Source organism: Streptomyces sp. NPDC008317 (genome assembly GCF_042955955.1).
Classification (GTDB): domain Bacteria; phylum Actinomycetota; class Actinomycetes; order Streptomycetales; family Streptomycetaceae; genus Actinacidiphila.
The window spans coordinates 377034-401317 of the sequence record NZ_JBIBFQ010000009.1 but is presented as its reverse complement, the minus strand read 5'-3'; the positions used below and the strand labels follow the sequence as shown (position 1 = coordinate 401317).

20 protein-coding genes are annotated in these 24284 nt (G+C 72.2%); 10 read left to right on the top strand and 10 right to left on the bottom strand.

All coding sequences use genetic code 11. From position 1 onward, the window contains the following. The first annotated feature begins 196 nt into the window (after positions 1-196). A complete protein-coding gene (gene lysS, locus ACFY9V_RS28450) occupies positions 197-1930 on the top strand; it encodes a lysine--tRNA ligase (RefSeq protein ID WP_391163533.1) in 1734 nt (577 codons plus the stop codon). Positions 1931-2027: 97 nt separating this feature from the next. Here lysS and ACFY9V_RS28445 read toward each other — a convergent pair whose 3' ends face one another. The 3 genes from ACFY9V_RS28445 to ACFY9V_RS28435 form a co-directional block, all read right to left on the bottom strand. Next, positions 2028-3722 (bottom strand): DUF2637 domain-containing protein, encoded by a 1695-nt coding sequence (locus ACFY9V_RS28445; protein ID WP_391163532.1) that lies wholly within the window; start codon positions 3720-3722, stop codon positions 2028-2030. Positions 3723-3885: 163 nt separating this feature from the next. Continuing rightward, positions 3886-4593: a DUF3558 domain-containing protein gene (locus ACFY9V_RS28440; protein WP_391163531.1), complete on the bottom strand. Its 708-nt coding sequence runs from the start codon at positions 4591-4593 to the stop codon at positions 3886-3888. A gap of 37 nt (positions 4594-4630) precedes the next feature. Further along, on the bottom strand, positions 4631-5542 hold the full coding sequence (locus tag ACFY9V_RS28435; RefSeq protein ID WP_391163530.1) for a hypothetical protein: 912 nt from the start codon (positions 5540-5542) through the stop codon (positions 4631-4633). Between the two features lie 168 nt (positions 5543-5710). Between ACFY9V_RS28435 and ACFY9V_RS28430 the strand changes: the two genes are divergently transcribed. Next, positions 5711-6904 carry an RtcB family protein gene (locus tag ACFY9V_RS28430; RefSeq protein ID WP_355340599.1) on the top strand — a complete coding sequence of 398 codons (1194 nt, stop codon included), beginning with the start codon at positions 5711-5713 and terminating at the stop codon, positions 6902-6904. Positions 6905-7023: 119 nt separating this feature from the next. Here ACFY9V_RS28430 and ACFY9V_RS28425 read toward each other — a convergent pair whose 3' ends face one another. After that, positions 7024-8790, bottom strand: coding sequence for a methyltransferase (locus tag ACFY9V_RS28425; RefSeq protein ID WP_391163529.1), 1767 nt, complete (start codon positions 8788-8790; stop codon positions 7024-7026). A 173-nt stretch (positions 8791-8963) separates the two neighbouring features. Then, positions 8964-10127 (bottom strand): 4-hydroxybenzoate 3-monooxygenase, encoded by a 1164-nt coding sequence (locus ACFY9V_RS28420; RefSeq protein WP_391163556.1) that lies wholly within the window; start codon positions 10125-10127, stop codon positions 8964-8966. Between the two features lie 311 nt (positions 10128-10438). Here ACFY9V_RS28420 and ACFY9V_RS28415 point away from each other — a divergent pair, with 311 nt between their 5' ends. Next, the gene (locus ACFY9V_RS28415; RefSeq protein WP_391051992.1) at positions 10439-10987 is read left to right on the top strand and encodes an isochorismatase family protein; all 549 of its coding nucleotides are present in this window, start codon (positions 10439-10441) and stop codon (positions 10985-10987) included. 92 nt (positions 10988-11079) lie between these two features. Here the strand turns inward: ACFY9V_RS28415 and ACFY9V_RS28410 are convergent, their stop codons facing one another. Further along, positions 11080-11850, bottom strand: a complete 771-nt coding sequence (locus ACFY9V_RS28410) for a GDSL-type esterase/lipase family protein (protein ID WP_391123983.1) — start codon at positions 11848-11850, stop codon at positions 11080-11082. Positions 11851-12511: 661 nt separating this feature from the next. On the opposite strand from ACFY9V_RS28410, the gene ACFY9V_RS28405 reads away from it, so the two are divergent. Beyond that, on the top strand, positions 12512-12919 hold the full coding sequence (locus tag ACFY9V_RS28405; RefSeq protein WP_391052078.1) for a nitroreductase/quinone reductase family protein: 408 nt from the start codon (positions 12512-12514) through the stop codon (positions 12917-12919). Between the two features lie 21 nt (positions 12920-12940). On the opposite strand, the gene ACFY9V_RS28400 is transcribed toward ACFY9V_RS28405, so the two are convergent. Beyond that, a complete protein-coding gene (locus ACFY9V_RS28400; protein WP_391163528.1) occupies positions 12941-13471 on the bottom strand; it encodes a MarR family transcriptional regulator in 531 nt (176 codons plus the stop codon). Between the two features lie 40 nt (positions 13472-13511). On the opposite strand from ACFY9V_RS28400, the gene ACFY9V_RS28395 reads away from it, so the two are divergent. Next, complete coding sequence (locus ACFY9V_RS28395; protein ID WP_391163527.1) at positions 13512-14453, top strand: EamA family transporter; 942 nt, start codon at positions 13512-13514, stop codon at positions 14451-14453. On the opposite strand, the gene ACFY9V_RS28390 is transcribed toward ACFY9V_RS28395, so the two are convergent. After that, positions 14431-15285 carry a hypothetical protein gene (locus ACFY9V_RS28390; protein ID WP_391163526.1) on the bottom strand — a complete coding sequence of 285 codons (855 nt, stop codon included), beginning with the start codon at positions 15283-15285 and terminating at the stop codon, positions 14431-14433. The genes ACFY9V_RS28395 and ACFY9V_RS28390 overlap by 23 nt on opposite strands. Then, positions 15282-16052: an SDR family oxidoreductase gene (locus ACFY9V_RS28385; protein WP_355340578.1), complete on the bottom strand. Its 771-nt coding sequence runs from the start codon at positions 16050-16052 to the stop codon at positions 15282-15284. Before ACFY9V_RS28385 ends, ACFY9V_RS28390 begins: the two co-directional genes overlap by 4 nt. Positions 16053-16743: 691 nt before the next feature. Between ACFY9V_RS28385 and ACFY9V_RS28380 the strand changes: the two genes are divergently transcribed. From ACFY9V_RS28380 to ACFY9V_RS28360, 5 genes are all read left to right on the top strand, one after another. Then, positions 16744-19653 carry an alpha/beta fold hydrolase gene (locus tag ACFY9V_RS28380; protein WP_391163524.1) on the top strand — a complete coding sequence of 970 codons (2910 nt, stop codon included), beginning with the start codon at positions 16744-16746 and terminating at the stop codon, positions 19651-19653. Next, a complete protein-coding gene (locus ACFY9V_RS28375) occupies positions 19650-20609 on the top strand; it encodes an NAD-dependent epimerase/dehydratase family protein (protein ID WP_391163523.1) in 960 nt (319 codons plus the stop codon). Before ACFY9V_RS28380 ends, ACFY9V_RS28375 begins: the two co-directional genes overlap by 4 nt. Continuing rightward, entirely contained in the window at positions 20596-20997 is a 402-nt protein-coding gene (locus tag ACFY9V_RS28370) for a nuclear transport factor 2 family protein (RefSeq protein ID WP_391163522.1), read from the top strand. Before ACFY9V_RS28375 ends, ACFY9V_RS28370 begins: the two co-directional genes overlap by 14 nt. A gap of 13 nt (positions 20998-21010) precedes the next feature. Beyond that, positions 21011-21952 (top strand): prephenate dehydratase, encoded by a 942-nt coding sequence (pheA, locus tag ACFY9V_RS28365; protein WP_391163521.1) that lies wholly within the window; start codon positions 21011-21013, stop codon positions 21950-21952. 61 nt (positions 21953-22013) lie between these two features. After that, positions 22014-23048 carry a methyltransferase gene (locus ACFY9V_RS28360; protein WP_391163520.1) on the top strand — a complete coding sequence of 345 codons (1035 nt, stop codon included), beginning with the start codon at positions 22014-22016 and terminating at the stop codon, positions 23046-23048. A 247-nt stretch (positions 23049-23295) separates the two neighbouring features. On the opposite strand, the gene ACFY9V_RS28355 is transcribed toward ACFY9V_RS28360, so the two are convergent. Further along, positions 23296-24237, bottom strand: a complete 942-nt coding sequence (locus tag ACFY9V_RS28355) for a LysR family transcriptional regulator (protein WP_355340561.1) — start codon at positions 24235-24237, stop codon at positions 23296-23298. Positions 24238-24284 lie beyond the last annotated feature (47 nt).

The following is a 24284-nucleotide window of genomic DNA, read 5'->3' as shown; positions in this document are numbered from 1 at the left end:
GGACTTCGCCTCGCGGTGAGGCGAGGTCCCAGTGTCCCACGCGAGCCCCGATGGGCCGAGCCGGTTATCCACAGGTGGGGACGGAGCCGGCGAGTTATCCACAGGCCGGGTTATCCGCTGGCGATCGGGGGCCGGATGTCTGGGAGAATCGGAGCCGTCGGAACACCCCCATCGAACCCTCAGGAAGAAGAGGACCGTGGCTGAGAGCAACGAGGCCGACTGGGTCTCCCGTTTCGCGGACGACGTCATCGCCGAGTCGGAGCGCCGCGCACCCGGGAAACCCGTTGTCGTCGCGTCCGGGCTCAGCCCCTCGGGCCCGATCCACCTCGGGAATCTGCGCGAGGTCATGACCCCGCACCTGGTCGCCGACGAGGTGCGCAGGCGCGGGCACGAGGTCAGGCACCTGATCTCCTGGGACGACTACGACCGGTACCGCAAGGTCCCGGTCGGCATCCCCGGGGTCGACGAGTCGTGGGCCGAGCACATCGGCAAGCCGCTGACCTCGGTGCCCGCGCCCGCCGGGTCCTCGTATCCGAACTGGGCGGAGCACTTCAAGGCGCAGATGGCCGCGTCGCTGGCCGAGCTGGGCGTGGAGTACGACGGCATCAGCCAGACCGCCCAGTATCAGGCGGGCGCCTACCGCGCGCAGATCCTGCACGCGGTGCGGCACCGCGCCGACATCGACGCGATCCTCGACCAGTACCGGACGAAGAAGGCCCCGGCCAAGCAGCAGTCGCAGAAGCCGGTGGACGCGGCCGAGCTGGAGGCCGCCGAGGGCTCGGGCGCGGCGGGCGAGGACGACGGCAGCGGCTCCGGCGTGGGCTACTTCCCGTACAAGCCGTACTGCGCGGTCTGCGGCAAGGACCTCACCACGGTCACCGCGTACGACGACGAGACGACCGAGCTGACGTACACCTGCGCCTGCGGGCACGGGGAGACGGTCCGGCTGGAGGAGTTCGACCGCGGCAAGCTGGTGTGGAAGGTCGACTGGCCGATGCGCTGGGCGTACGAGGGCGTGATCTTCGAGCCGTCGGGCGTCGACCACTCCTCGCCGGGCTCCTCGTTCCAGGTCGGCGGGCAGATCGTCGGCCCGATCTTCGGCGGGAAGCAGCCGATCGGCCCGATGTACGCCTTCGTCGGCATCTCCGGCATGGCCAAGATGTCGTCGTCCAAGGGCGGTGTGCCCGTCCCCGCCGACGCGCTGCGGATCATGGAGCCGCAGATCCTGCGCTGGCTCTACGCCCGCCGCCGCCCCAACCAGTCCTTCAAGATCGCCTTCGACCAGGAGATCCAGCGGCTCTACGACGAGTGGGACGCGCTGGAGCGGAAGGTCGCCGAGGGCACCGCGCTCCCGGCCGACGTCGCCGCGCACAGCAGGGCCGCCCGCACCGCCGCCGGTGAGCTGCCGCGTACCGCGCGGCCGTTGCCGTACCGCACGCTGGCGTCCGTCGCCGACATCACCGCGGGCGCCGAGGCCCAGACGCTGCGCATCCTGACCGAGCTGGACCCGGACCGGCCGATCGGCTCGCTGGACGAGGTGCGGCCCCGGCTCGACCGCGCCGAGTCCTGGATCACCACCCAGGTGCCGGCCGAGCAGCGCACCGTGGTGCGCGCCGAGCCCGACACCGCCCGCCTCGCCGCCCTCGGCGACAGCGAGCGCGCCGGGCTCAAGCTCCTGGTGGACGGCCTCGACTCGCACTGGTCGCTGGACGGTCTGACGACCCTCGTCTACGCCGTGCCCAAGGTGCTGGCCGGTCTTGAGCCGGACGCCAAGCCGACTCCTGAGCTGAAGGTCGCCCAGCGGTCGTTCTTCGCCCTGCTCTACGAGCTGCTGGTCGGCCGCGACACCGGTCCGCGCCTTCCGACGCTGCTTCTCGCGGTGGGCGCCGACCGCGTCCGCACGCTGCTGGGCGCGGGCGAGGGCGCGTAAGGGCTCGTACGGCATCGGGGGCGGGACCGCGACCGCGGTTCCGCCCCCGTCGTATGCGTGGCCCCCGGCCTGCGGCCTGTGGTTCACGGCCCCCGGTCTACGGGATGTGCTCGGTGTCCGACTCGGACTGGAAGCGGTAGCGCAGGTCGCGCAGGGACGGGACCAGCTCGCGCTCCTCCGGCGGCGTACCGGTGTACATGTCGGAGAGGTAGCGGGCGAACTGCCGGGCGTTGGGGAAGGTGCCGAATTCGCGGACGTAGCGGCGGTAGGCGCCGAAGAACGCCTCGTCCTGCGAGATGCCGTCGGGGAATTCGAGGCCCGAGACGAATTCCGGCGCCGGAGGCTGCTCCGGCTCGGGTGCGGGCACCGCTTCCGGCTCCGGAGCGGCGTACTGCGGCTCGGGGCCCTGCTGGAAGCGCTGCTGCGCGGCGGCGGCGCTGCCGTTCAGTCCGGAACCGCCCAGCGGGCGCGACCGGTTGGGGCCGGCCGGGACCATGATCTGCGGCTGCTCCGGCTCCGGCTGCTGCTGGATCTGTTGGCCCTGCTGCCCCTGCTGTTGGCCTTGCTGCCCCTGCTGCTGGGCCTGTTGCATCTGCTGCGCCATGAACGCCTGCTGCTCGCGCTGGGCCTGGAGCTGGGCGGCGGCGAACCACGGACTGTCGTGCGCGCCCGGCGTGTCCTGCTGGGGCCACTCCTGCGGGTACGGCTGCTGGTTGTACTGCTGATACTGCTGGAACTGTTCGAACTGCCGCTGCTCGTACGCCTGTTGGTGCTCGAACTCCGACTGCGGCTGGAACTGGCGCCCGTCCTGCTGCCCCGCCTGCTGTCCGCCCGGTTGTCCGCCCGCGAGTCCGTTCTGCTGGGCGCTTTGCTGCTGCCGGGCCGCCTCCGCGAGGGCCGCGGCCGCCTCGGCCGCGAGGTCGGGAACGCCGTTCGGGAGGGCGTGGCCGTTCACATGGCCGTTCACCGCCCCGTTCGCCGCTCCGTTGACCGTCCCGTTCGCGGCGGCCTTCGACGGCGCCGCCGTCACCGGCTCCGCGGCCTCCGCCGCGGTCGGCGCGGCCGACTCGGGCCCGGCCGTCAACTCCTTGGCGGGGCGCGTGATCTCGATGCCCGCCGCTTCGAGTCCGGCGTCGGCCGTCTCCGCCAGCGGCACCCCGTACTTCGCCAGCCGCAGCGGCATGATCGCCTCGACCGGGGCCTTGCGACGCCACGCGACGCCGTACCGCGCCCGCAGCCGCGCCCGGTAGACCAGGCGGTCCTGCTCGCGCCGGATCGTTTCCTCGTACGACCGCAGTTCCCACAGCTTCATCCGGCGCCACAGCCGGAAGGTGGGGAGGGGGGCGAGGATCCAGCGCGTGATGCGCACCGACTCCATGTGCTTGTCGGCGGTGATGTCGGCGATCCGCCCGATCGCGTGCCGGGCGGCCTCCACCGAGACCACGAACAGCACCGGGATGATCGCGTGCATGCCGACGCCGAGCGGGTCGGGCCAGGCGGCGGCGCCGTTGAAGGCGATCGTCGCGGCCGTCAGCAGCCACGCGGTCTGCCGCAGCAGCGGGAACGGGATGCGCAGCCAGGTCAGCAGCAGGTCGAGCGCGAGCAGGACGACGATGCCCGCGTCCACGCCGATCGGAAAGACGTTCGCGAACCAGCCGAAGCCCTTGTCCAGGGCGAGCGAGCGCACCGCGGCGTACGAACCGGCGAAGCCGATCCCCGCGATCACCACCGCTCCGGTGACGACCACGCCGATCAATATGCGGTGCGTCCGGGTCAAACGTATCGCGGCCACCCGCGACCCCTCCTACCCCTTGGCTCCAGCCTCACTGGCGGACCGGAGCCGTACCGGCTCCGGCGGGCCCCAGACTGCCATACGGGTGAGAAGGAGAGGCGCGGCGTTGACGAACGAACGCCGTACAAACGCGCGAATACCGGGGCGAGGGGAGCGGGAGTTGTTACGCGTTCGCCGCCGCGACCGCCGCGACGGCCTCCTTCGCCGCCCGTTGCGCACCGCTCTGTACGTCGCCGGCCGACGGGTTCTTCTTGCCTTCGAGGCCCGCGCCGTTGAACTCCACCAGGACCACGACATTGCCGCTGCGGACGACCACCGAGTCGTTCTGCGAGGTGACCTTCGCGACGGTGGCCTTGCTGACCACCGAGGCCGCCTGGTCGCCGAGGCCGGTGAGGGGGGCGGAGGCCGCGCCGGGGACCTGGTTCAACGTGCCGACCTGCTCGGTGTACCGCTTCTTCGCCTGGTCCTCGGCCGTGCCGAGCGCGGTGGAGGACGTGAAGCGCTGAAGGGTGACCGACAGCCAGCGGTACTGGTAGCCGTCCTTGCCGTTGCCCGTCCAGGAGCAGCCGGCGCGCGAGGTGATGTCGTCGGACTTCACCGGGGTGCCGCCGGGCGTCTTGGCCTTCGGCACCAGCGCGTTCACGGTGGCCTGCGTGATCGCCTTGCAGGACGCCGGGAGCGCGGCGAACTTCGCGGGCGCGAGGGTCGGGGTGGCCGAGCCGCCGGACGGGCCGGAACCCGTGGAGGAGGAGGCCGAGGACTTCGCGTCGGATGATCCCGAACCAGACGAGCATCCCGCGAGAGCCATCGCGGGGACGGCCGCACAGGCGAGCAGCAGAGCGAGGCGGGAGGCGGTGTGTCGACGTTCCATGGGGGTCACCCTAAAGGGCCGCGCTGTCGGCCCCCGGTCAGTCCTTGACTTTCCTCAGGAGCTGCTCCGCGACCTGCTGGGCGCCTTTTTGCAGGTCAGCGCTTTCCGGTGGCGTACTGCCACGGGGCGACGACTCCGCGTAAGTGACGGTCACCAGGACGTTGGCAGTGCGGAAAACCAGTGTCACGTCGCGGCGGGGAGGCTGTGCGTGGGGCTTGAGGACGTCATTGATAAATGCGGCGTTTCCCACATCGGTGAGGCGGCGGGGGAGGAGGTCGGTGCCGCCGCCACCGGCCGTGCCGGAATTCGTCGCGGACCCCGTGCTCGTACCGTTGCCGCCGTTCGTACCGCTGCCGGTGGTGGAATTGTTGCCGTTCGTCGTACCGCCGGTCGGCGTGGCGGTCGTCTGCTGGCCGCTCGGGGTGGCGGAGGACGACAGCGGCGGGATCGAGGCGTCGGCCGCCTCGTTGGAGAAGTCGAGGTCGGCCTGGACCTCGTCGCTGACGGCCGGGTCGTACGACACGACGCGTTCGAGGTCGATCTTCAGGGTGTTCGACGTGCCGTCGGCCCGGGTGCCGCGCCAGGAGCAGCCGACCCGGCGGTCCGTGTCGTACGTGAGCGACTCCGAGCCCGCGACGTCGGGGACGGCGGGGACCAGGGACTTGAGCAGCTCCTGGCCGACGGCCGTGCAGGGGGCGGGCAGCGTCTGGTACTTGCCGGGCGGCGCGGGCGAGACCGTGCTCGCGCTGCCGCCGCCCGCGAGCTGCGCCTTCTGGTCCGAGGCGGAACCCGCCGAGTCCCCGCCGCCGGTGCACGCGCCGAGCGTGGCCAGGGCCAGCGCCACCGCGGTCACGGCCGTGCCGACGGCGGCCGGGAGGCCGCGTCCCGCCGGAGCACGTCGCGTCGCCTGGGCACCTCGCGCCGCCGGGACACTTCGCGTGGACCGCACTGGGCGGGCCCCCTTCCCCTCAGGTTCTGCCGCTCCCGCGCGCTAAACCTTTGGCGTGAGCGGGTGCGCCGTGGACACAATGTCTACCGCAAGCTTCACCCAAACCACCTCTTGGGGCGGTTTTATCGCGTGAGGCATCCTTGATTTTGCCGTTTACGGGGGATTGTCATGTCTTATACCGAGGTGCCGGGTGTCCGGGTGCCGATCCGGATGTGGACGGACCCGACCACGGTCGAGGACGTCGCGATGCAGCAGCTCCGCAATGTCTCCTCGCTGCCGTGGATCAAGGGCCTGGCCGTCATGCCGGACGTCCACTACGGCAAGGGCGCCACGGTCGGTTCCGTCATCGCGATGCACGGCGCGGTCTGCCCCGCGGCGGTCGGCGTCGACATCGGGTGCGGTATGAGCGCGGTCAAGACCTCCCTGACGGCGAACGACCTGCCCGGCGACCTCTCCCGGCTGCGCTCCCAGGTGGAGCAGGCGATTCCGGTCGGACGCGGCATGCATGACGACCCGGTCGCGCCCGGCCGCTTCCACGGCATGGCGACCTCCGGCTGGGACTCCTTCTGGGACCGTTTCGACGGGCTCGCGGAGGCCGTGAGGTTCCGCGCCGACCGCGCGACCAAGCAGATGGGCACGCTCGGCGGCGGCAACCACTTCGTGGAGGTCTGCCTCGACGAGTCCGGCGCCGTATGGCTGATGCTGCACTCCGGCTCCCGCAACATCGGCAAGGAGCTGGCCGAGTTCCACATCGGCCAGGCGCAGAAGCTCCCGCACAACCAGGGCCTGGTCGACCGCGACCTCGCGGTCTTCGTCTCGGACACCCCGCAGATGGCCGCGTACCGCAACGACCTGTTCTGGGCGCAGGAGTACGCCAAGAAGAACCGCGCCATCATGATGGCGCTCCTCCAGGACGTCATCCGCAAGGAGTTCAAGAAGGCCCGGCCGACCTTCGACGAGGTCATCTCCTGCCACCACAACTACGTCTCGGAGGAGCGCTACGACGGCATGGACCTCCTGGTCACCCGCAAGGGCGCCATCCGCGCGGGCTCCGGCGACCACGGCATCATCCCCGGCTCCATGGGGACCGGTTCCTACATCGTCCGCGGCCTCGGCAACTCCGCCGCGTTCAACTCCGCCTCCCACGGCGCCGGCCGCCGCATGAGCCGGAACGCGGCCAAGCGCCGCTTCACCACCCGCGATCTGGAGGACCAGACCCGCGGCGTCGAGTGCCGCAAGGACTCCGGCGTCGTCGATGAGATCCCGGCCGCCTACAAGCCCATCGACCAGGTCATCGACCAGCAGCGCGACCTGGTCGAGGTGGTGGCCAAGCTGAAGCAGGTCGTCTGCGTCAAGGGCTGACGCGTCGGGCGCACGGCTCCTGGAGCCGTGCGCCCGTGGCGGGTTCCTTCCTACGGCTGCGGCTACGGGTACGGCTATGGCTTCGGCTACGGCTATGGCTTCGTGTGCGGGGGCGCGGCTCAGGCCCTGCGGACGTGCAGGACGGTGCCGTCCAGGGGGAGGGGCGAGCGGCCGACAAGGGTGAGGCCCGCGTCGGCGAACAGCCGGGCGTAGTGGTCGGCGCGGCGTTCGCGACCGCCGACGTTGCACATCATGTGCAGGTCCCAGGCGGTGGCCAGGGAGGCCGAGCCGTCGTCGGGCAAGACGCGTTCCACGACGAGCAGTTCGGCGGCCGGGGACATCGCGCGGGCGCAGTGCCGCAGGATCTCGCGGCAGCGGTCGTCGTCCCAGTCGTGCAGGACGCGGGACAGAATGTAGACGTCGCCGCCCGCGGGCACGTCGGCGAAGGAGCCCGGGAGGAAGGCGCACCGCCCGGTGTGACCGGCCGCGCCGAGCAGGCGGCGGGCGGTCTCGACGGTGTGCGGGCGCTCCAGCAGGACACCGCGCAGGCGGGGGTGTGCGGAAAGGATTCGGCCGAGCAGTTCGCCGTTGCCGCCCGCGATGTCGACCACGGTGGCTCCTTCGGCTCCCTCGGCCGCCGCTCCTTCGGCCGCCGCTTCGACCGCCCTTACGGCCGCCGCTTCGGCCGCCCGTCCGGCCGCCCCTCCGGCCGCCGCGACGAGGACCGGGTGGTCGGGCAGCGGGTCGAACATCCGGGCGCCGGCGGCCATCGACTGGTCGAACAGCCCGGCGAGTTCGGGATCGCGGGCGAAGTGCTCGAAGTGGTTCTCGCCGAAGTGCCGTTCGAAGGCGACCTGTCCGGTGCGCACGGTGTGGTCGAGCCCGGCGAAGGACGCGTAGAACGGCCCCCCGTACATCAGCGCCAGCGACCGCATCGACCCCTCGGCGTCCGCCCGCAGCAGCCCGCCGGTGTCCGTGAGCCGGAAGCCGTCGCGGTCCTCGCTCACCACGCCGAGCATGGTGAGGTACCGCAGCAAGGTGGCCAGGTTGGGTGCCAACGCGCCAACCGCGTGGGCCAGTTCGGGCAGGCCGACGCCCCGCTCCCCGTCCATCGCGTCCGCCGCCTCCAGCCGCGCGAACGCGGCCAGCGCCTGCGTCGTCCACGCCCCGGTCAGCAGCCGCAGCAAGATCTCGGCGGGCTGCCGCGCCCGGTGCGCCTCCATGTGCGCGTCGAGCAGGTCGCGGTGGTCGCCCGGCACGTACAACTCCACCCGCCCGTAACCGGCCTTGGCCTCGGCGGGCGCGGCGAAGTAGAACACCGTGCCGTTCTCGTGCGGGTTGTAGCCGCCGCCGTCGGGCGTCGCGCCGTACTGCCCGAAGGCCGCGCACAGACCGCGCAGCACCAGCGGGTCCGGTGCCTCGACCTCGAAGGCGACATGCGTCTCGTGCTGCCGCGCCCGCTCGTACGCCGCGACCTCGCCGAGGCCGGAGCCCGGTGGCACGGTCAGCGCGAACACCTCGACCGTCCGCCGTACCCCGTCCCGGCACTCCACCGCGGGCCGCAGAATCGCGACGTCCAGCTCCGCCGCGCGCCGCTTGTGCCGTACGGCCAGCCGCTCGCGTACGACGACGCTCGGCGTCGGCGGCGCGTCCGCGACCAGCCCGCAGTCGGCGAGCGTGGCCTCCAACTCCGCCCGGCCGGACGGGAAGACGAGCAGCGCCGCGTGCGAGAAGGCGCAGCGCTCCGCCAGCGCCCGCAACTCCGGGCCGTCGAGCCCGGGAAGCAGGAGCCGGAGCAGCGTGGCGGTGTCCTGCTCCTTGACGAAGTCGACCGTCGCGCGCAGGCGGGACGCGTCGGACGTCTTGCCCGACAGTGCCGTGATCATGTGCGGGGGGACCCTCATTCGTTCCGGGGTTCGGTCGTCCGCGTACGGGTGTACGCGAGACGGGTGCGGGGATGCGGCGGTACGGGATGCGGCGGTGCGGGATACGGCCGCACGTACGGGCATGCGTGAACGGCGGTGCGCGGGCGGGTGGTTGGGGCGGCGGGCCGGAACGGCTAGACGCCGACGTAATGCTCGGCGAACCAGTCCTGCTGGCTGCGCGACGTGCGCAGTGAGGCGAGGCGGGCGCGGCGCAGGGAGTTGTGGAACAGCGACTCGCCGTCCGCGCCGGTCGGGCCGTGCAGCAGCCCGATCATCCAGTGCGAGAACTCCTGCGCCCGCCAGATGTGCGTCAGGCAGCGCGCCGAGTAGGCGTCGAGGCCGCGCGGGTCCCCGGCCGTGAGAGCGGCGGCCAGGGCGTCGGCCAGGACCGCCGCTTCGAGTACGGCCAGATTGGCGCCCTTCGCGGCGGACGGGCTGATCAGACCGGCGGCGTCGCCGACGAGGAACAGCGCGCCGTGGCGCAGGGGTTCGAGTACGTCGGACTCCAGGTCGACGACGGACCGCTGGACGAACCGGCCGCGCCGCAGCGGCCCGAACTCCCGCGCCCGCATGCGCAGTTCCAGCTCGTCCCAGATCCGCTCCGCCGCCCACGCGTCGGCCGGGGCGCCGCGCTCGTACTGGAGGTAGTAGCGGGTGACCTCGCTGGTCCTGGCCATGTGCCCGGCGAACCCGCGCTCGTGCACCGCGTATCCGACCGCGTCCAGGCTGGGCGGCGCCTCGGCGAGCAGACCGAGCCAGGTCACGCCGTGATCGCGGTGGTGGCGGACGGCGCCGGGCGGCAGCGAACGCCGGGCGGCGCCGTGCCGCCCGTCGCAACCGGCCACGTACCGCGCCCGCCACAGGCCCGGCCGTCCGTCGGCCTCGCGCACGACGACCTCGGGCCGCTCGCCGTCGACGTCGCGTACGGCCACGGCCTCGGTGCCGAAACGAATCTGCCCGCCCCGTTCCTGGAACCGGGTCAACAGGTCGCTCACCAGGTCCTGTTGGGGGTAGACGGTGTGCGGTTCGCGCTGTCCGAGCGCGCCGTAGTCCAGCCGGAACCGGCCGTCCTCGGTACGGAACTCGCAGGTGCCGTGGGGCTGCCCGCGCCGCCGCAACCCCTCGGCGAGGCCGTGCCGTTCGAGAATCCGTACGGTGTTGGCCGCCAGGAATCCGGCGCGCGCACGGGTCCGCACCCGCGCGGCCCCGGCCCGTTCCAGGACGACGCAGTCGATCCCCCGGTCCACAAGGATGTTGCCGAGCACGAGCCCGGCGGGACCGGCCCCGAGGACGACCACGTCGGTCGCGCTGCCGCCCGTCCCGCTGGTGTGGTCGGCCGGTCGCCGCCGGCTCTTCCCGTCTGTCACGGAACCAGATACTAGGTGGCTGAAAATCGCCCTTCGTACCGGAATCACCTGAATGCGCGGCTCGATACGGCAAAGAGATCGTCGGGCCCGTTGTCAGTGGCGGGGGTTACGGTGGGCGGAGACCGGCACGGAGCGTGACGCCGGACGGGGCGCAGGACGTGACGCTGGACGTGACGCAGGACGTGACGCTCTGTGCGACGCAGGGCGTGAGCAGAACGGCGCGTGAGCAAGGGGGAAAGACCATGACCACTCTCAAGAACCGGCCGCACACCGCACTCCTCGTGGTGGACTCGCAGGTGGGCGTGCTCGACGGCTGCCATGAACGGGACGCGGTGGTCGCCAACATCGCCGCGCTGGTCGCGCGGGCGCGGGAGAGACAGGCCCCGGTGGTCTGGGTCCAGGACTCCGGCGAGGACCGGACGAAAGGCAGCGAGCCGTGGCGGATCGCGCCGGAACTGGGCGCGGACGACGCCGAGCCGCACATCGACAAGGTGTACGGCGACTCCTTCGAGGACACCGACCTGGAGGAGGTCCTGGCCGGTCTCGGCGTCGGGCGCCTGATCGTCGTCGGCGGCCAGACCGACGCGTGCGTCCGCTCCACGCTGCACGGCGCGTTCGTGCGGGGATACGACACGACGCTGGTCGGGGACGCCCACACGACGGAGGATCTGACCGAGTGGGGCGCGCCGCCCCCGGCCCAGGTGATCGCCCACACCAATCTCTACTGGAGCTTCCAGGCGGCCCCCGGCCGCACGGCGGGGACGGTCGCGACGAAGGACGTCGAATTCTGAGGCCGCCGCGGCCGAGACGTGCGTACGCGAAGGCCCCCTGCCCGGTGGGGGGTTGAGCGGGCGGGGGGCCTTCGGCCGGGTCGGGGCGGGCGTCAGTCGTTGGCGTTGAGCACCGGCAGGTAGCCGCTGGAGTGGCCGGTCGCGGTCGGGTGGTACGACTCCCAGCTCGGCGAGATGACCAGCGAGTGGAGGTAGGCGTCGCCCGAGCACAGCTCGTGGCCCTTGAACGTCGAGCGGACGTCGCCGAAGGAGAAGCCGTGCGCGGCGGCGCGGGCCGCGGTGGTGGTGTCGAGCACGTCGGCGGCCTCGTCGATCTTGGCGTGCTTGGTGGCGCTGAGGCCGACGCAGAAGGTGTTGAGGGTGTACATGTCGGGGTAGCCCAGGACGACGACGTGCGCCGAGGGGGCCTTGGCGTGGATCGCGTTGTAGACCGCGTCGAGGCGGGCGGGCAGCGTGTTCCTGACGAAGTTCTCCGCCGTGTTCACCCGGTTGACGCAGTCGCTGTCGGAGCCGGTCACGCAGGCGGTCATGACGTCGGAGAAGCCCGCGTCATTGCCGCCGATGGTGATGGTGACCAGGCCGGTGGAGGAGTTGAGCGGGCCGAGCTGGTTGTTCAGCACGTCCGAGGTCACCGCGCCGGAACAGGCGGTGTCGGCGAAGGAGGACGGAGCGTGCGCGTTCTTCCACAGGTACGGGTAGGCGCTGAAGCTGCGGTGACAGTCGCCGCTGGCGCTGTCGTAGTTTCCCGCGCCGTTTCCGGCCGAGTACGAGTCGCCCAGGGCGACATAGGCGGGGCCTGCGGCGTGGGCCGGGCTGACGCCCACGAGGGCCAGGGCGGCGCCCATGACCAACGTGGCCAGCATGGAGAGGGACTTGGTGCGGTTCACGGAACCTCCATCGGCGGGACGATCGCTTCAGCGATCACTTCAGCAACGAGTTGCGCCGGGGTGCGCTGAGGTGGACATGTCAAGATGGCTCTGAGCGGTAGACCGCGATGGCGGTGACGGTGGGGGGTGAGGGTGGGGGGTGTGGGGGTGAGTGGGGGGACGGGGTAACGCTCTGATCTCTGGCTGCACAGGGTGTGGCATCAAGCGGCTCCAGCGTCAACGGCCCTGCTGTCGTAAGGATCTACGCGCGAAGAACGCCGCGGGAATCATCCCCAATGAATTGGCTCCGCCAAACATGCTCACGTCAACCCACACCACATCAGCACCATCCCGCCATCCGGCGACGGTTCCGTGTCCACCCTGTGCAACCCGGCCCCGGCCGGGGGTGTTCGCCGAAGGCGGCGGGTTGCCGAGGGGCCGGCGGTGCTCGTCGGGCGCGGGGCCCGTGCCCGCCCTGTGCAACCCCGCCCCGGCCGGGGGTGCCCGCCGAAAGCGGGGGCTGCCGAGGTGCTGGCGGTGGCTCGTCGGGCGGGGGCCCGTGCCCGCGCTGTGCGATCCCGCCCCGGCCGGGGGTGCCCGCCGGAGGCGGGTGGGGGGTAGAAGGGGGGGTGTTGGGTTGGTGCGGGTGGATGAGGGAGTGGTGGGTGTGGCGGGTCGTGGGCTGGTGGTCTGGGGGCAGCGGTGGGTGGTGAATCCGGTGGCGCGGCGGACGGCGGCGTTCACGCCGGGGGCTGCGGTGGTGGAGACGACCGGGCGGGTGAGCGGGAAGCCGCGGCGGACGCCGGTGGGGGGTGCGCTGGAGGGGACCACCTTCTGGTGGGTCAGCGAATTCGGCCGGCAGTCGCAGTACGTGCGGAACATCGAGGCGGACCCGCGCGTACGCGTACAGATCAAGGGCAAGTGGCACGCCGGTACGGCCACCCTCGTGGACGACGACGACCCGCGTGAGCGGCTGAAGCGGCTGCCGAAGTTCAACAGCGCGGCGGTCCGGGCGTTCGGGACCAACCTGCTCACGATGCGCGTCGACCTCGACCCGGAGGACTGAGTCCGCCACGGACCGGCCGGGTCACTCGCCGCGCGGTTCGACCCGGGCCAGCCACTTCGTCAGCAGGACTTCGAGCTGGGCGGCCTCGTCGCCGGTCAGGGCGCCCAGCAGGCGGCGCTCATTGGCCATGTGGGCCGTGAAGGCGCGGTCGATGACCTCGCGGCCGTGCGCGGTGAGCGCGACCACCCGGCCGCGGCCGTCGAGTTCGCTGGGGCGCCGGGTCGCCAGACCCGCGCGCTCCAGGCGGTCGATCCGTTTGGTCATCGCGCCGGTCGTGACCATCGTGTGCTCGGCCAGCTCCGAGGGCGCCCGCTCGAAGGGGGCGCCCGCGCGGCGCAGCGCGGCCAGGACGTCGAAGTCGCCCTCGCCGAGGCCGTGTTCGCGGTAGACGACGCACAGCTCGTCGGTGAGGCGGCCCGCGAGCCGGTGCAGCCGGCCGATGACGCCCTGCGGCCGTACGTCCACGTCCGGCCGTTCGCGGGCCCACTCCCGCTGGATCCGGGCGACGTGATCGAGCGGTTCGGACGAGTCCAGCGATCTGCGTGCGCTCATGCCCTCCACAATACCTTCCGAGGAAGCTACATTAGCTTCCATGGAAGCTAATGTGCGGTGGTCCCTCGTCACCGCCGTCGCCCCGGTCGCCTGGGGCACGACGTACTACGTCACCCGCGAGGCGCTGCCCGCCGACTACCCGCTGTACGGCGCGGTGCTGCGCGCCCTGCCCGCCGGGCTGCTCCTGCTGGCGGTCCGCAGGCGGGCGCCGCGCGGCGCGTGGTGGTGGAAGTCGCTGGTGCTCGGCACGCTCAACATGGGCGCGTTCTTCGCGCTCGTGTACGTCGCCGCGCAGCTCCTGCCGACCAGCGTCGCGTCCACCGTCATGGCCACCTCGCCCGTCGTGATGACGCTGCTCGCCTGGCCGCTGCTGTCCGAGCGCCCGCGCGCGCTGCCGCTGCTCGGCGCCTGCGTCGGCATCGCGGGTGTGTGCCTGATGGTGCTCGACGGCTCGGACGGCATCGACCCGCTCGGCCTGCTCGCGTCCGTCGCCGCCATGACCATGTCCTCGATCGGCTACATCCTGGCCAAGCGCTGGGGCGGCGCCGTGGACGTCCTGTCCTCCACGGCCTGGCAGCTCGTCGCGGGCGCGCTCGTCCTGCTGCCGGTCGCCGCCGCGGTTGAGGGCGCGCCGCCCGCCCTGGACGGCCGCGCGCTGCTGGGCTTCGGCTACGTCACCACGGTCGGTACGGCCGTCGCCTTCGCCGCCTGGTTCACCGGGCTGCGGCACCTCACGGCGGCCGGGGTCGGGCTGATCGGCCTGCTCAACCCGGTCACCGGCGTCCTGCTCGGGACGCTGGTCGCGGCCGAGACGCTGGGCGGGCAGCAGTGGGGCGGCCTGGCGCTCGTCCTGGCCGGTGTCCTGATCGGGCAGCCGGTGACGGCGCGGGCGGTACGGCTCGCGCGCCGCGTACGCCGTGCCCGCAGGCAACGTCATGAGGGCGACACGCGGCCCGCGGCTACTTCCGGAGCACGCCCATGATGTTCCGCGCCGTCTCGATCAGCGCGGGCTGGTACTGGACGAGGTCGGGGGAGAGCGGATAGCCGCCCCCGTCGAGGCCGTTGATGGTGTCCTCGGAGACGTTGACGTCGCTGTAGGCGTTGAGGGTGAGCGAGATGACCGCGCCGCCGTGCAGGATCTTCAGCTCCTGGCCCTCGTCGCTGCGCGTGAGGAAGTACGCCTGGTCGCCGAGTCCCGGCACCGACGAGACCTCGCTCGCGGCCTGGAGGCTGCCGGTCATCATCCGCACCTGGTCCTCGAACTCGACGCGGGGATCGGTCTCTTTGTGCAGGTCGACGGCGACGGCGACGATGTAGGACATCGTGGCGCCCCGCGCGTACGGCGCCTGGGTGGAGAAGTCGCAGGCGACCTGGTCGAGGGCGGGGCCGAGGTGCTGCATCGCGGGCGACGACGTCTCGGGCGTCTCCACCGAGAGCTTCCCCGGGCTGTTGGCCCGGACGGCGGCGGTCAGCGGCTGGAGGGTCGGGCCCTCGCAGGGGCTGTCGGCGATGTGGTAACCGTGCAGGTCCGGCAGGTCGCTGTGGCCCCGGTCGTACACGAACAGGCCGCCCGCCCACAGCGCGGAGGTGACGACGGCCGCGCCGAGCACCCACACCCACGGCGGTCGTACGCGGGAGGCGGCGGCCGGAGGCGGGGGCGGGCCGCCCTCGAAGTCCACGACGAGGTCGGCCGTGCGGCCCGAGGCGCCGGGACCGTCGGCCGTATCGGCGGCGTCGGGCGTGCCGAGCACCCCGTAGTCCGGCTCGCCGCGCTCGTGGGGTCCGCCGCCCGTCAGCTCCGGCTCGGATATCACTGCGGCTCCTCGCGGTGCACCTTGTAGTTGCTGGCCTGCGCGCGCGGGCGCAGCACCAGGAGGTCGACGTTCACGTGCGCGGGCCGGGTCACCGCCCAGGAGACGGTGTCGGCCACGTCGTCGGCGGTCAGCGGCTCGGCGACGCCCGCGTAGACGGCGGCGGCGCGGTCGGCGTCACCGCGGAAGCGGGTCAGGGCGAACTCGTCGGTACGCACCATGCCGGGCGCGATCTCGATGACGCGCACCGGCTTGCCGTTCAGTTCCAGGCGCAGCGTCTCGGCGATCACGTGCGCGCCGTGCTTGGCGGCCACGTAACCGCCGCCGCCCTCGTACGTGGCCAGGCCCGCGGTCGAGGACAGCACGACGACGGTGCCGTCGCCGGAGGCGGTCAGCGCGGGCAGCAGCGCCTGCGTCACGTTGAGCACGCCCAGCACGTTGACCTCGAACATCGCCCGCCAGTCGGCCGGGTCCGCGGTGGCCACCGGCTCGGTGCCGACGGCGCCGCCCGCGTTGTTCACCAGGACGTGCACCGGCGGGTACTGGTCCAGACCCGCCGCGAACGCGTCCACGGCCGCCCGGTCGGTGACGTCCAGCCCGTACACGGACGCCGAACTCCCCTGCTCCGTCAGCTCCTTGGCCAGCGCTTCCAGCCGGTCCGCGCGGCGCGCGGTGAGCACGACATGGAAGCCCGCCTCGGCGAGCTTGCGCGCGGTGGCGGCTCCGATGCCGCTGCTCGCGCCGGTGACCACTGCGGTACGGGGGCTCATGTGGTGCTGCCTTCCACGGACGGTGCCTGCTCGGTTCTGCTCCGGGGCCCCGGGCTCTGCTGTGGCCAGAGCCCTGCTGGGTGTTTTCCCTGGGTAGCAGCAGCATAAGCGGCCGGTTGTCCGGTACCGGGCGGCGCGGGTCGGCGGCGGTACGCGCCGGGCAGAGTCGGATCGCGGCGGATCGGACCGTGCCGGGGCGGCGGGTCGGATCGGATCGGGCCGGGGCGGCGGGTCGGATGGGGGTGGGTTGGGGCCGCCGGGGGTGCGGGGGGTCGGCGGGTGGCGCTGTGCGGTCGGGCGGGTACGTCACGTGTTTTCGGCCAGCGCCGCCGCGTTGTGGCTCATCTCACGTGGAGCGCCGCCAACTGCGGAATTCATGCTGCGCGGCGGTCGCGTCAGGCTGCTTTGAGCCATGTCGTCCTGGCCGCCTTGAATGCGCGGTGAGCGACCTCCTAAAGTTCAACCATCGACCTCACCCAGCGTTTCCGGAAATAATCCGCGCTGGCCGGTTCTCTCAATGTCGAGTGTTTCCGGCAGTTTGCCTGAGGTACCTCCTTCGTTACCCCTGTGCTACATCGCTACGGTGTCGGCGTCACGCCTTCGCCGGTCAACTGTGCTGCTCAGAGGCTTGCTTGCTGACACGGATTCCCTTGGTGAACCGGACAGTGCGACGAAAGGACCCGGCACAGTCATGTCCAATGCGCCGCGATTACGCGAGGCTTCGGAAAATCCCGCCGCCGACGAGAACGTCCGCAATATCGCGCACCTGCTGCTGCGCGCCGCGGAAAAGCACCAGGACTCGGGCATCCGCTACTGTCACGGAATGGCCGGTGAATCCACCCGGCTCCAGACCTACCCGCAATTAGTGGACGACGCGCGCCGGTCGCTCACCGGACTGCGCGCACACGGACTGCGCGCGGGCGACAAGGTCGCGCTGCTGGTGGAGCGCCCGCACGAATTCCTCACCGTCTTCTGGGCCTGCCTGCTGGGCGGCCTCGTGCCCTGCCCGCTGGTGCCGCTGCGCGGCGACCCGGAGCGCTGGGCGGCCCAACTGGCGCACGTCGACCAGTTGCTCGACAAGCCGCTGCTGATCGCCGACGAGGCGCTGGCCGCCGAACTCCCGCGCGTGCCGGGCCTGTCGGCCGTACCGCTGGAAGGGCTGCGCGGGCACGAGCCCGCCGTAGAGCTGTACGACGCGGAGCCCGGTGAGCTGGCGCTGCTGGTGCTGACCTCGGGCTCGACCGGCAACTCCAAGGCCGTGATGCTCACCCACGCCAACCTGCTGGCGTCGATGGCGGGCAAGAACGGCTTCCACCGCCTCACCCCCGCCGACACCTCGCTGAACTGGGTGTCCTTCGACCATGTCGCGGCGCTGCTGGAGTGCCACCTGCTGCCGCTGTACGCGGGGGCGCTCCAACTCCACGTCGAGCCGCAGGTGGTGCTCAAGGAGCCGCTGGACTTCCTGCGGCTGCTCTCCCGCCACCGGGTCACCATGACCTTCACGCCCAACTTCCTGCTGGGCCTGGTCAACGCGGCCGTGAGCGGGGCGTCCTCGGTCACCGAGGGCGCGAGCGGCGGCGAACCGCTCGACCTGTCCCGCCTGCGCCACATCATCAGCGGCGGCGAGGCCATCGTGTGCGCCACCGGCCGTACCTTCCTCGACGAACTGGCCCCGTACGGCCTGTCGTCCTTCGCGCTGTGGCCCGCCTTCGGGATGACCGAGACGTGCGCGGGCAGCGTCTACTCCACCGGCTTCCCCGAGCTGGACGCCGGGCAGGAGTTCGCCAACCTCGGGCTGCCCGTGGAGGGCCTGGCCATCCGGGTGGCGGACGAGGAGACCCACCGGCCGCTGGCGGAGGGGCAGGTCGGTGAACTCCAGCTCCGCGGGCCGATGATCACCGGCGGCTACTACAACAACGGCCAGGCCACCGCCGACGCGTTCACCGCCGACGGCTGGTTCCGCAGCGGCGACCTCGGCCGGATCGACGGCGGACGGCTCACCCTGGTGGGCCGCAGCAAGGACAGCGTCATCGTCAACGGCGTCAACTACTACAGCCACGACATCGAGACCGCCCTGGAGCAACTGGAGGGCGTCGCCCGCTCGTTCGTCGCCGCCTTCCCCACCCGCGTGCCCGGCGCCGACACCGAACAGCTCGTCGTCGCCTTCCACCCCGAGATCCCCGCGGCCGACGAAGCCGGACTCTTCCGGCTGCTCGCCGCCGTCCGCTCCACCGTCGTCATGCACTGGGGCTTCCGCCCCGCGCTGCTGCTGCCGCTGCCCGAGAGCGCCTTCCCCAAGACCAGCCTCGGCAAGATCCAGCGCTCCCTGCTGCGCAAGCGCCTGGAGAACGGCGACTTCGCCGCCGCCACCGCGGCCGTACAGGAACTGACCTCGCGTCAACTCGGCGGCTACACCGCACCCGAAGGCGAGACCGAGTGGCAACTGGCCGCGATCTACGCCGAGATGTTCGACACCACCGCCGACCGGATCAGCGCCACCGCCAGCTTCTTCGACCTCGGCGGCACCTCACTCGACATCCTGCGGCTGCGGCTCAGTGTCGCCCGGCGCCTCGGCGTCGCCGACCTCCAGATCATCACCGTGCTGACCGCCCCCACCGTCCGCGACCTGGCCGCCAGGATCACCGCCGACCTCGCCGCCGGGGACACCACGACCGGCGAGCGGCCGTACGACCCGATCGTCCCCATGCAGCTCAGCGGCGGCAAGACCCCGCTGTTCTGCGTGCACCCCGGCGTCGGCGAAGTCCTCGTCTTCGTCAACCTCGCCAAGTACTTCGTGGCCGACCGGCCCTTCTACGCACTGCGCGCCCGCGGCTTCAACCGCGGCGAGAAGCCCTTCGCCACCTTCGCGGAGATGGTCGCCGCCTACGTGGACGCGATCCGCGCCAAGCAGCCGCACGGGCCGTACGCGGTCGCGGGCTACTCCTACGGCGGCGCGGTCGCCTTCGAGATCGCCAAGGTCCTTGAGGCACAGGGCGAACGCGTCGACTTCGTCGGCAGCTTCAACCTCCCGCCGCACATCAAGTACCGCATGGAGGAACTGGACTTCGTCGAGACCGCCGCCAACCTCGCCTTCTTCCTGGCCCTGATCAACAAGAAGCAGTCGCTGGAGATCCCCGGCACCCTGCGCGGGCTGCCCCGCGAACGGCAGCTCCAGCATTTCATCGACATCGCCCCCGCCGACCGGCTCGCCGAACTCGACCTGACGGCGGAGAAGTTCGCCGCCTGGGCCGAACTCGCCGACGGCCTCACGGACCTGGGCCGCGGTTACCAGCCGAGCGGCACCGTCCGCTCGATGAAGGTCTTCTACGCCGTCCCGCTGCGCGGCACCAAGCAGGACTGGCTGGAGAACGAACTGCGCCGCTGGGACGACTACACCACCGGGCCCAACGACTACATCGACGTACCGGGCGAGCACTACACGCTGATGGGCCCGCAGCACGTCGCCGCCTTCCAGGCCATCCTGCGCAGGGAGTTGGACCGCGCCATGGGGGACGGTGGCGCAGGCGCAGGCGCAGGCGCAGGCGCAGGCGCAGGCGCGGAAACCGACACCGACACCGACACCGGGGACGTGACAGCGTGAAGGGCAAGAAGATCCTGGTCACCGGCGGCACGGGGCAGGTCGCCAGGCCCGTCGCCGAGGCGCTCGCCGCCGACAACGACGTCTGGTGTCTCGGCCGCTTCGGGACCCCCGGCGTCGCCGCCGAACTCACCGCGAGCGGCATCACCACCTTCCGCTGGGACATGGACGACCTCGGCCCCGACACCCTCAAGGGCCTCCCCGACGACTTCACCCACGTCGTCCACTCCGCCGTCCGGCGCGGCGAGGACGGCGACTTCAACGCGGCCGTCGCCGTCAACTCCATCGCCGCCGGGCGGCTGATGACCCACTGCCGCAGCGCCGACGCCTTCCTGTACGTGTCCACCGGCGCGCTCTACGCCCGCCAGACCCTCGACCACCGCTACACCGAGACCGACCCCGTGGACGGCAAGGCCGACTGGCTGCCCGCGTACCCGGTGGGGAAGATCGCCGCCGAGGGCACCGTCCGCGCCTTCGGCCAGGTGCTCGGCCTGCCGACCACCATCGCGCGGCTCAACATCGCCTACGGGCCCGGCGGTTACGGCGGCGTCCCGATGCTCTACTTCAAGCGGATGCTGGCCGGCGAGCCGATCCCCGTGCCCGTCGAGGGCCAGAACTGGTGCTCGCTCCTCTACACCGACGACCTCGTACGCCAGGTCCCGCGCCTGTGGGAGGCCGCCGCCGTCCCCACCACGCTCGTCAACTGGGGCGGCGACGAAGCGGTCGGCATCACCGACTGCGTGCGGTACCTGGAGGAGCTGACCGGGGTCACGGCCACGCTCGTACCGTCCGAAGTCACCCGCGAGACCTACCAGTTCGACCCGGCGCTGCGCCGCGAGCTGACCGGCCCCTGCGAGGTCGGCTGGCGCGACGGCATCCGCCGCACCCTGGCCGCGATGTACCCCGGGCACCTGCGCGAGTCCAGCGCCGGGGAGGTGGGCGCCGGTGTCCGGGCGTAGCAACTCCGAGGCGGTCCGGGCCGCTTACCGCGCCTTCGCGGAACGCGACGTCGAAGGGCTGCTGGCGACCCTGCACCCGGACGTCGACTGGGTGCACCCGGACGGGATGGACACCTACGGGCTCGGCGGTACGAAGAAGGGGCACGCGGGCGTGAAGGAGTTCCTCGCCCACGTCCCCACCGTGCTGGGCGGAATGCGCCTGGAGCCGCTGGAGTTCATCGAGTCCGGCGACCGGATCGTGGTCTTCGGCATCCGGCAGGTCACCTCGCTGACCGGGCACACCGAGACCCTTCAGTTCGTCCATTCCTGGACGATGCGCGACGGCCGGGCCACCGCCATGGAGGACATCTTCGACACCGTCCTCTTCCACCGCCTCATCGAGAGCTGAGGGAGCGGCCCTCATGAGGTACGCCTATCTGGGGCCCGAGGGCACCTTCACGGAGGCGGCGCTGCGCTCCGCGCTCGGCACGCGGGTGCCGGGACCGGTGCCGGTGCCGGTGCCGGTGTGCGAGCCGTATCCGACCGTCGCCGACGCCCTGGAGGCCGTACGGCGCGGCCACTGCGCCGCCGCGATGGTGCCGGTGGAGAACTCCCTGAAGGGCGTGGTCCCCGCCACCCTCGACGGCTTCGCCGCCACCGACGACCTGCACATCGTCGGCGAGACCGAACTGCGCGTCAGCTTCGCGCTGTTGGGCCTGCCCGGCGCCACTCTCGACGGCGTCGAGCGGGTCCGCAGCCACCCGCACGCGCTCGCCCAGTGCGGGCGCTGGCTCGGCCTGAGGCTCCCGAACGCCGTGACGGAGGCCGCCGGTTCGACGGCGGGCGCCGCCCGCGACCTGGCCCGGTCCGGCGACCCGCGCGACGCGGCCGTCGCGGCGCCCGCCGTCGCCGAGCGGTACGGGCTGCGCGTGCTCGCCACCGACATCGGCGAGCGCGAGAACGCCGTGACCCGCTTCGTGATGGTCCGCCGCGCCGGGGTGCCGCCCGCCCGCACCGGCCGGGACCGTACGTCCCTGCTGGTGTCGGCAGGCGACGGCACACCGGCCGCGCTGCCCGGAATCCTGTCCGTCTTCACGGCGGGACGCGTCAGCCTCGCGTGGGTCCAGGCGTGGCCGACCGGGCTGCGCCTGGGCGACTACCGCTTCTTCGTGGACGTCGAGGGCCACATCGACGACCAGCGGGTCCGCCACGCCGTCGCCGCGCTGTCCGACGTCGGGGCGCGGGCCAGCTTCCTCGGGAGCTATCCGCGCGCGGGGGCTCGCGCCACCGCCGTTACGGCTGCCACGGCCCTCAGGCGCCGGGTGCCGCTGCCGTCACCGCCCTTCCCCGCCGTCGTGCTGTGACCCCTGTGACCCCTGTGACCCACCCGCCCGCGCCCGTACCCCACCCCAGGAAGGACACGCCGTGAGCACTGCGCCCCGCCCGCCCGTCGGCAACCCCCAGGACCGACTGGTCCAACTCGGCCTCGGATTCTGGCAGTCCAAGGTGCTGCTGACCGCCGTGGAGCTGGAGGTGTACTCGGACCTCGCCGCCCACGGCCCGGCCGACGCGTCCGCGCTCGCCGCCCGCCTCGGTCTGCACCCGCGCGGCGCCCGCGACTTCTTCGACAGCCAGGTCGCGCTCGGCCTGCTGGAGCGGACGGACGGGGTGTACGCGAACACGCCCGACACGGCGGCCTTCCTCGACCGCGCCCAGGACACGTACATCGGGGGCCTGTTGGAGATGGCGCAGGAGCAGTGGTACCAGTCCTGGGGGCACTTGACCGAGGCGCTGCGGACCGGTGAGCCGCAGAACAACGTCGGGGGAGCGGACGGCAATCCCTTCGATGTCCTGTACGCCGACCCGGAGTTGACCAGCCGCTTCCAGAAGGCGATGACCGGCGGTTCGCTCGCCGCCTCGCAGGCGCTGGCCGCCGCCTTCGCCTGGGCGGACGTCACGACCGTCGTCGACATCGGCTGCTCCGAGGGCATCCTGCTCAACACCGTACTGACCGCGCACCCGCACCTGCGCGGCACCGGTTTCGACCTTCCGGCCGTCGCGCCCACCTTCCACGAGACGGTACGGCGCGCCGGGCTCGGGGACCGGCTCCGGTTCGAGCCCGGCAGCTTCCTCACCGACGCCCTGCCCACCGCCGACGTCGTCGTCTTCGGCCGCGTCCTGCACGACTGGGACCTCGACACCAAGCGGATGCTCCTGAAGAAGGCGTACGAGGCCCTGCCGGACGGCGGCTCCGTCGTCGTCTACGAGTCGATGATCGACGACGACCGCCGCGTCAACGCCTTCGGCCTCCTCACCAGCCTCCACATGCTCCTCGAAAGCCCCGGCGGCTTCGACTACACCGGCGCCGACTGCGTCCGCTGGCTGGAGGAAACCGGCTTCACCTCCTGCTCCGCCCAACCCCTCGACGGCCCGGTCGCCCTGGTAACCGGCCACAAATAGCCCTCCGGGCGGGCGTGCGCCGTCCGGCCCGCAGCCCAATCGGCCCCCGCGCCGCGCGCGCCGCGCGACCGGCCTCAGCGGGCCCCTGCGGGCCGCGCCGCCCGCGCGGGCGCGCTGAGGCGCCGGCCTCGATGCCTGTCCTGGCCTGTCCGGACTCGGGGCGGACGGCTGACCGGGCCGGGCACGTGCGGCCTGCGGGGGGGGGGCGTCGAGGTGCCGGGCGCGGTCTCGTCGGCCGGTGCGGCGGTCAGTGGGGGGTGGGGGCGGCGGGGGTCGGGGGGCGGGTGTTGACCAGGGACCTCACGGCAGTGAGCACGGCGGAGATCGAGGGGCAGGCGATCGTGCCGGTGCGGGCCACGAGGGTGACGTGGCGGGTGAGGGTGAGGGCGGCGGGGGTGACGCGGACGACGGGGAAGCCGGGGCGGTCGGGGACCAGGTCGGGGACGAGGGCGACGCCCCAGCCGTGGGAGACCAGGCCGAGGACGGCCTGCATGTCGTCGGTCTCGGCCACGGCGTCCGGGGCGAACCCGGCGCCGTGGCAGGCGTGCAGGGTCAGCCGGCCGAGCGCCGAGCCCTCGTCGTAGATCCAGGGGTCACGGGCGAAGTCGGCCAGCGGCAGAGGCTTCCCGGCCCCGCCCTGTTCCGCGAGCGGGTGGCCCGGCGGCACCGCGAGCCGGATGCGGTCGCCCGCGACCGGCTCCTCGGTCAGCCCCGGCACGTCCGGCTCGGGGATCTGGTCGTAGCGGGAGGCGACGACCAGGTCGAGCTGATTGAGCCGCACGGCCTGCCGGGCCTCGCTCCTGCGGACGTCGTGCAAGGTGATCCGGAGGTTGGGATGGTCGCGCCGCAGCCCGGCCAGCACCGGCACGAGCAGCGCCGGGCCCTCGTGGAAGGGCATCCCGACCCGCAGGTCGCCGTAGACCTGTCCGCTGAATTCCAGCAACTCCGATTCAGCGGTCTCCAGTTGGGACAGGATGTCCTCGCCGTGCCTGACCAGCAACCGGCCGACGGCGGTCAGCGTCGCCTTGCCGTTCGTCCGGTCGAGCAGCGGCACCCCGGTCTCCGCTTCGAGCGCCGACAGGTGCTGGGAGACCGCCGACCGCGTGTAGTTGAGCGCCTGCGCGGCCCCGGCGATCGAGCCCCGGGCCTCCACCTCGCGCAGCAGCAGCAGTTTCCGTACGTCCAGCACGCCGCAGTCCCCCCGCCCCGTGGCACCGTCAGTTTTCCTGACGCCCA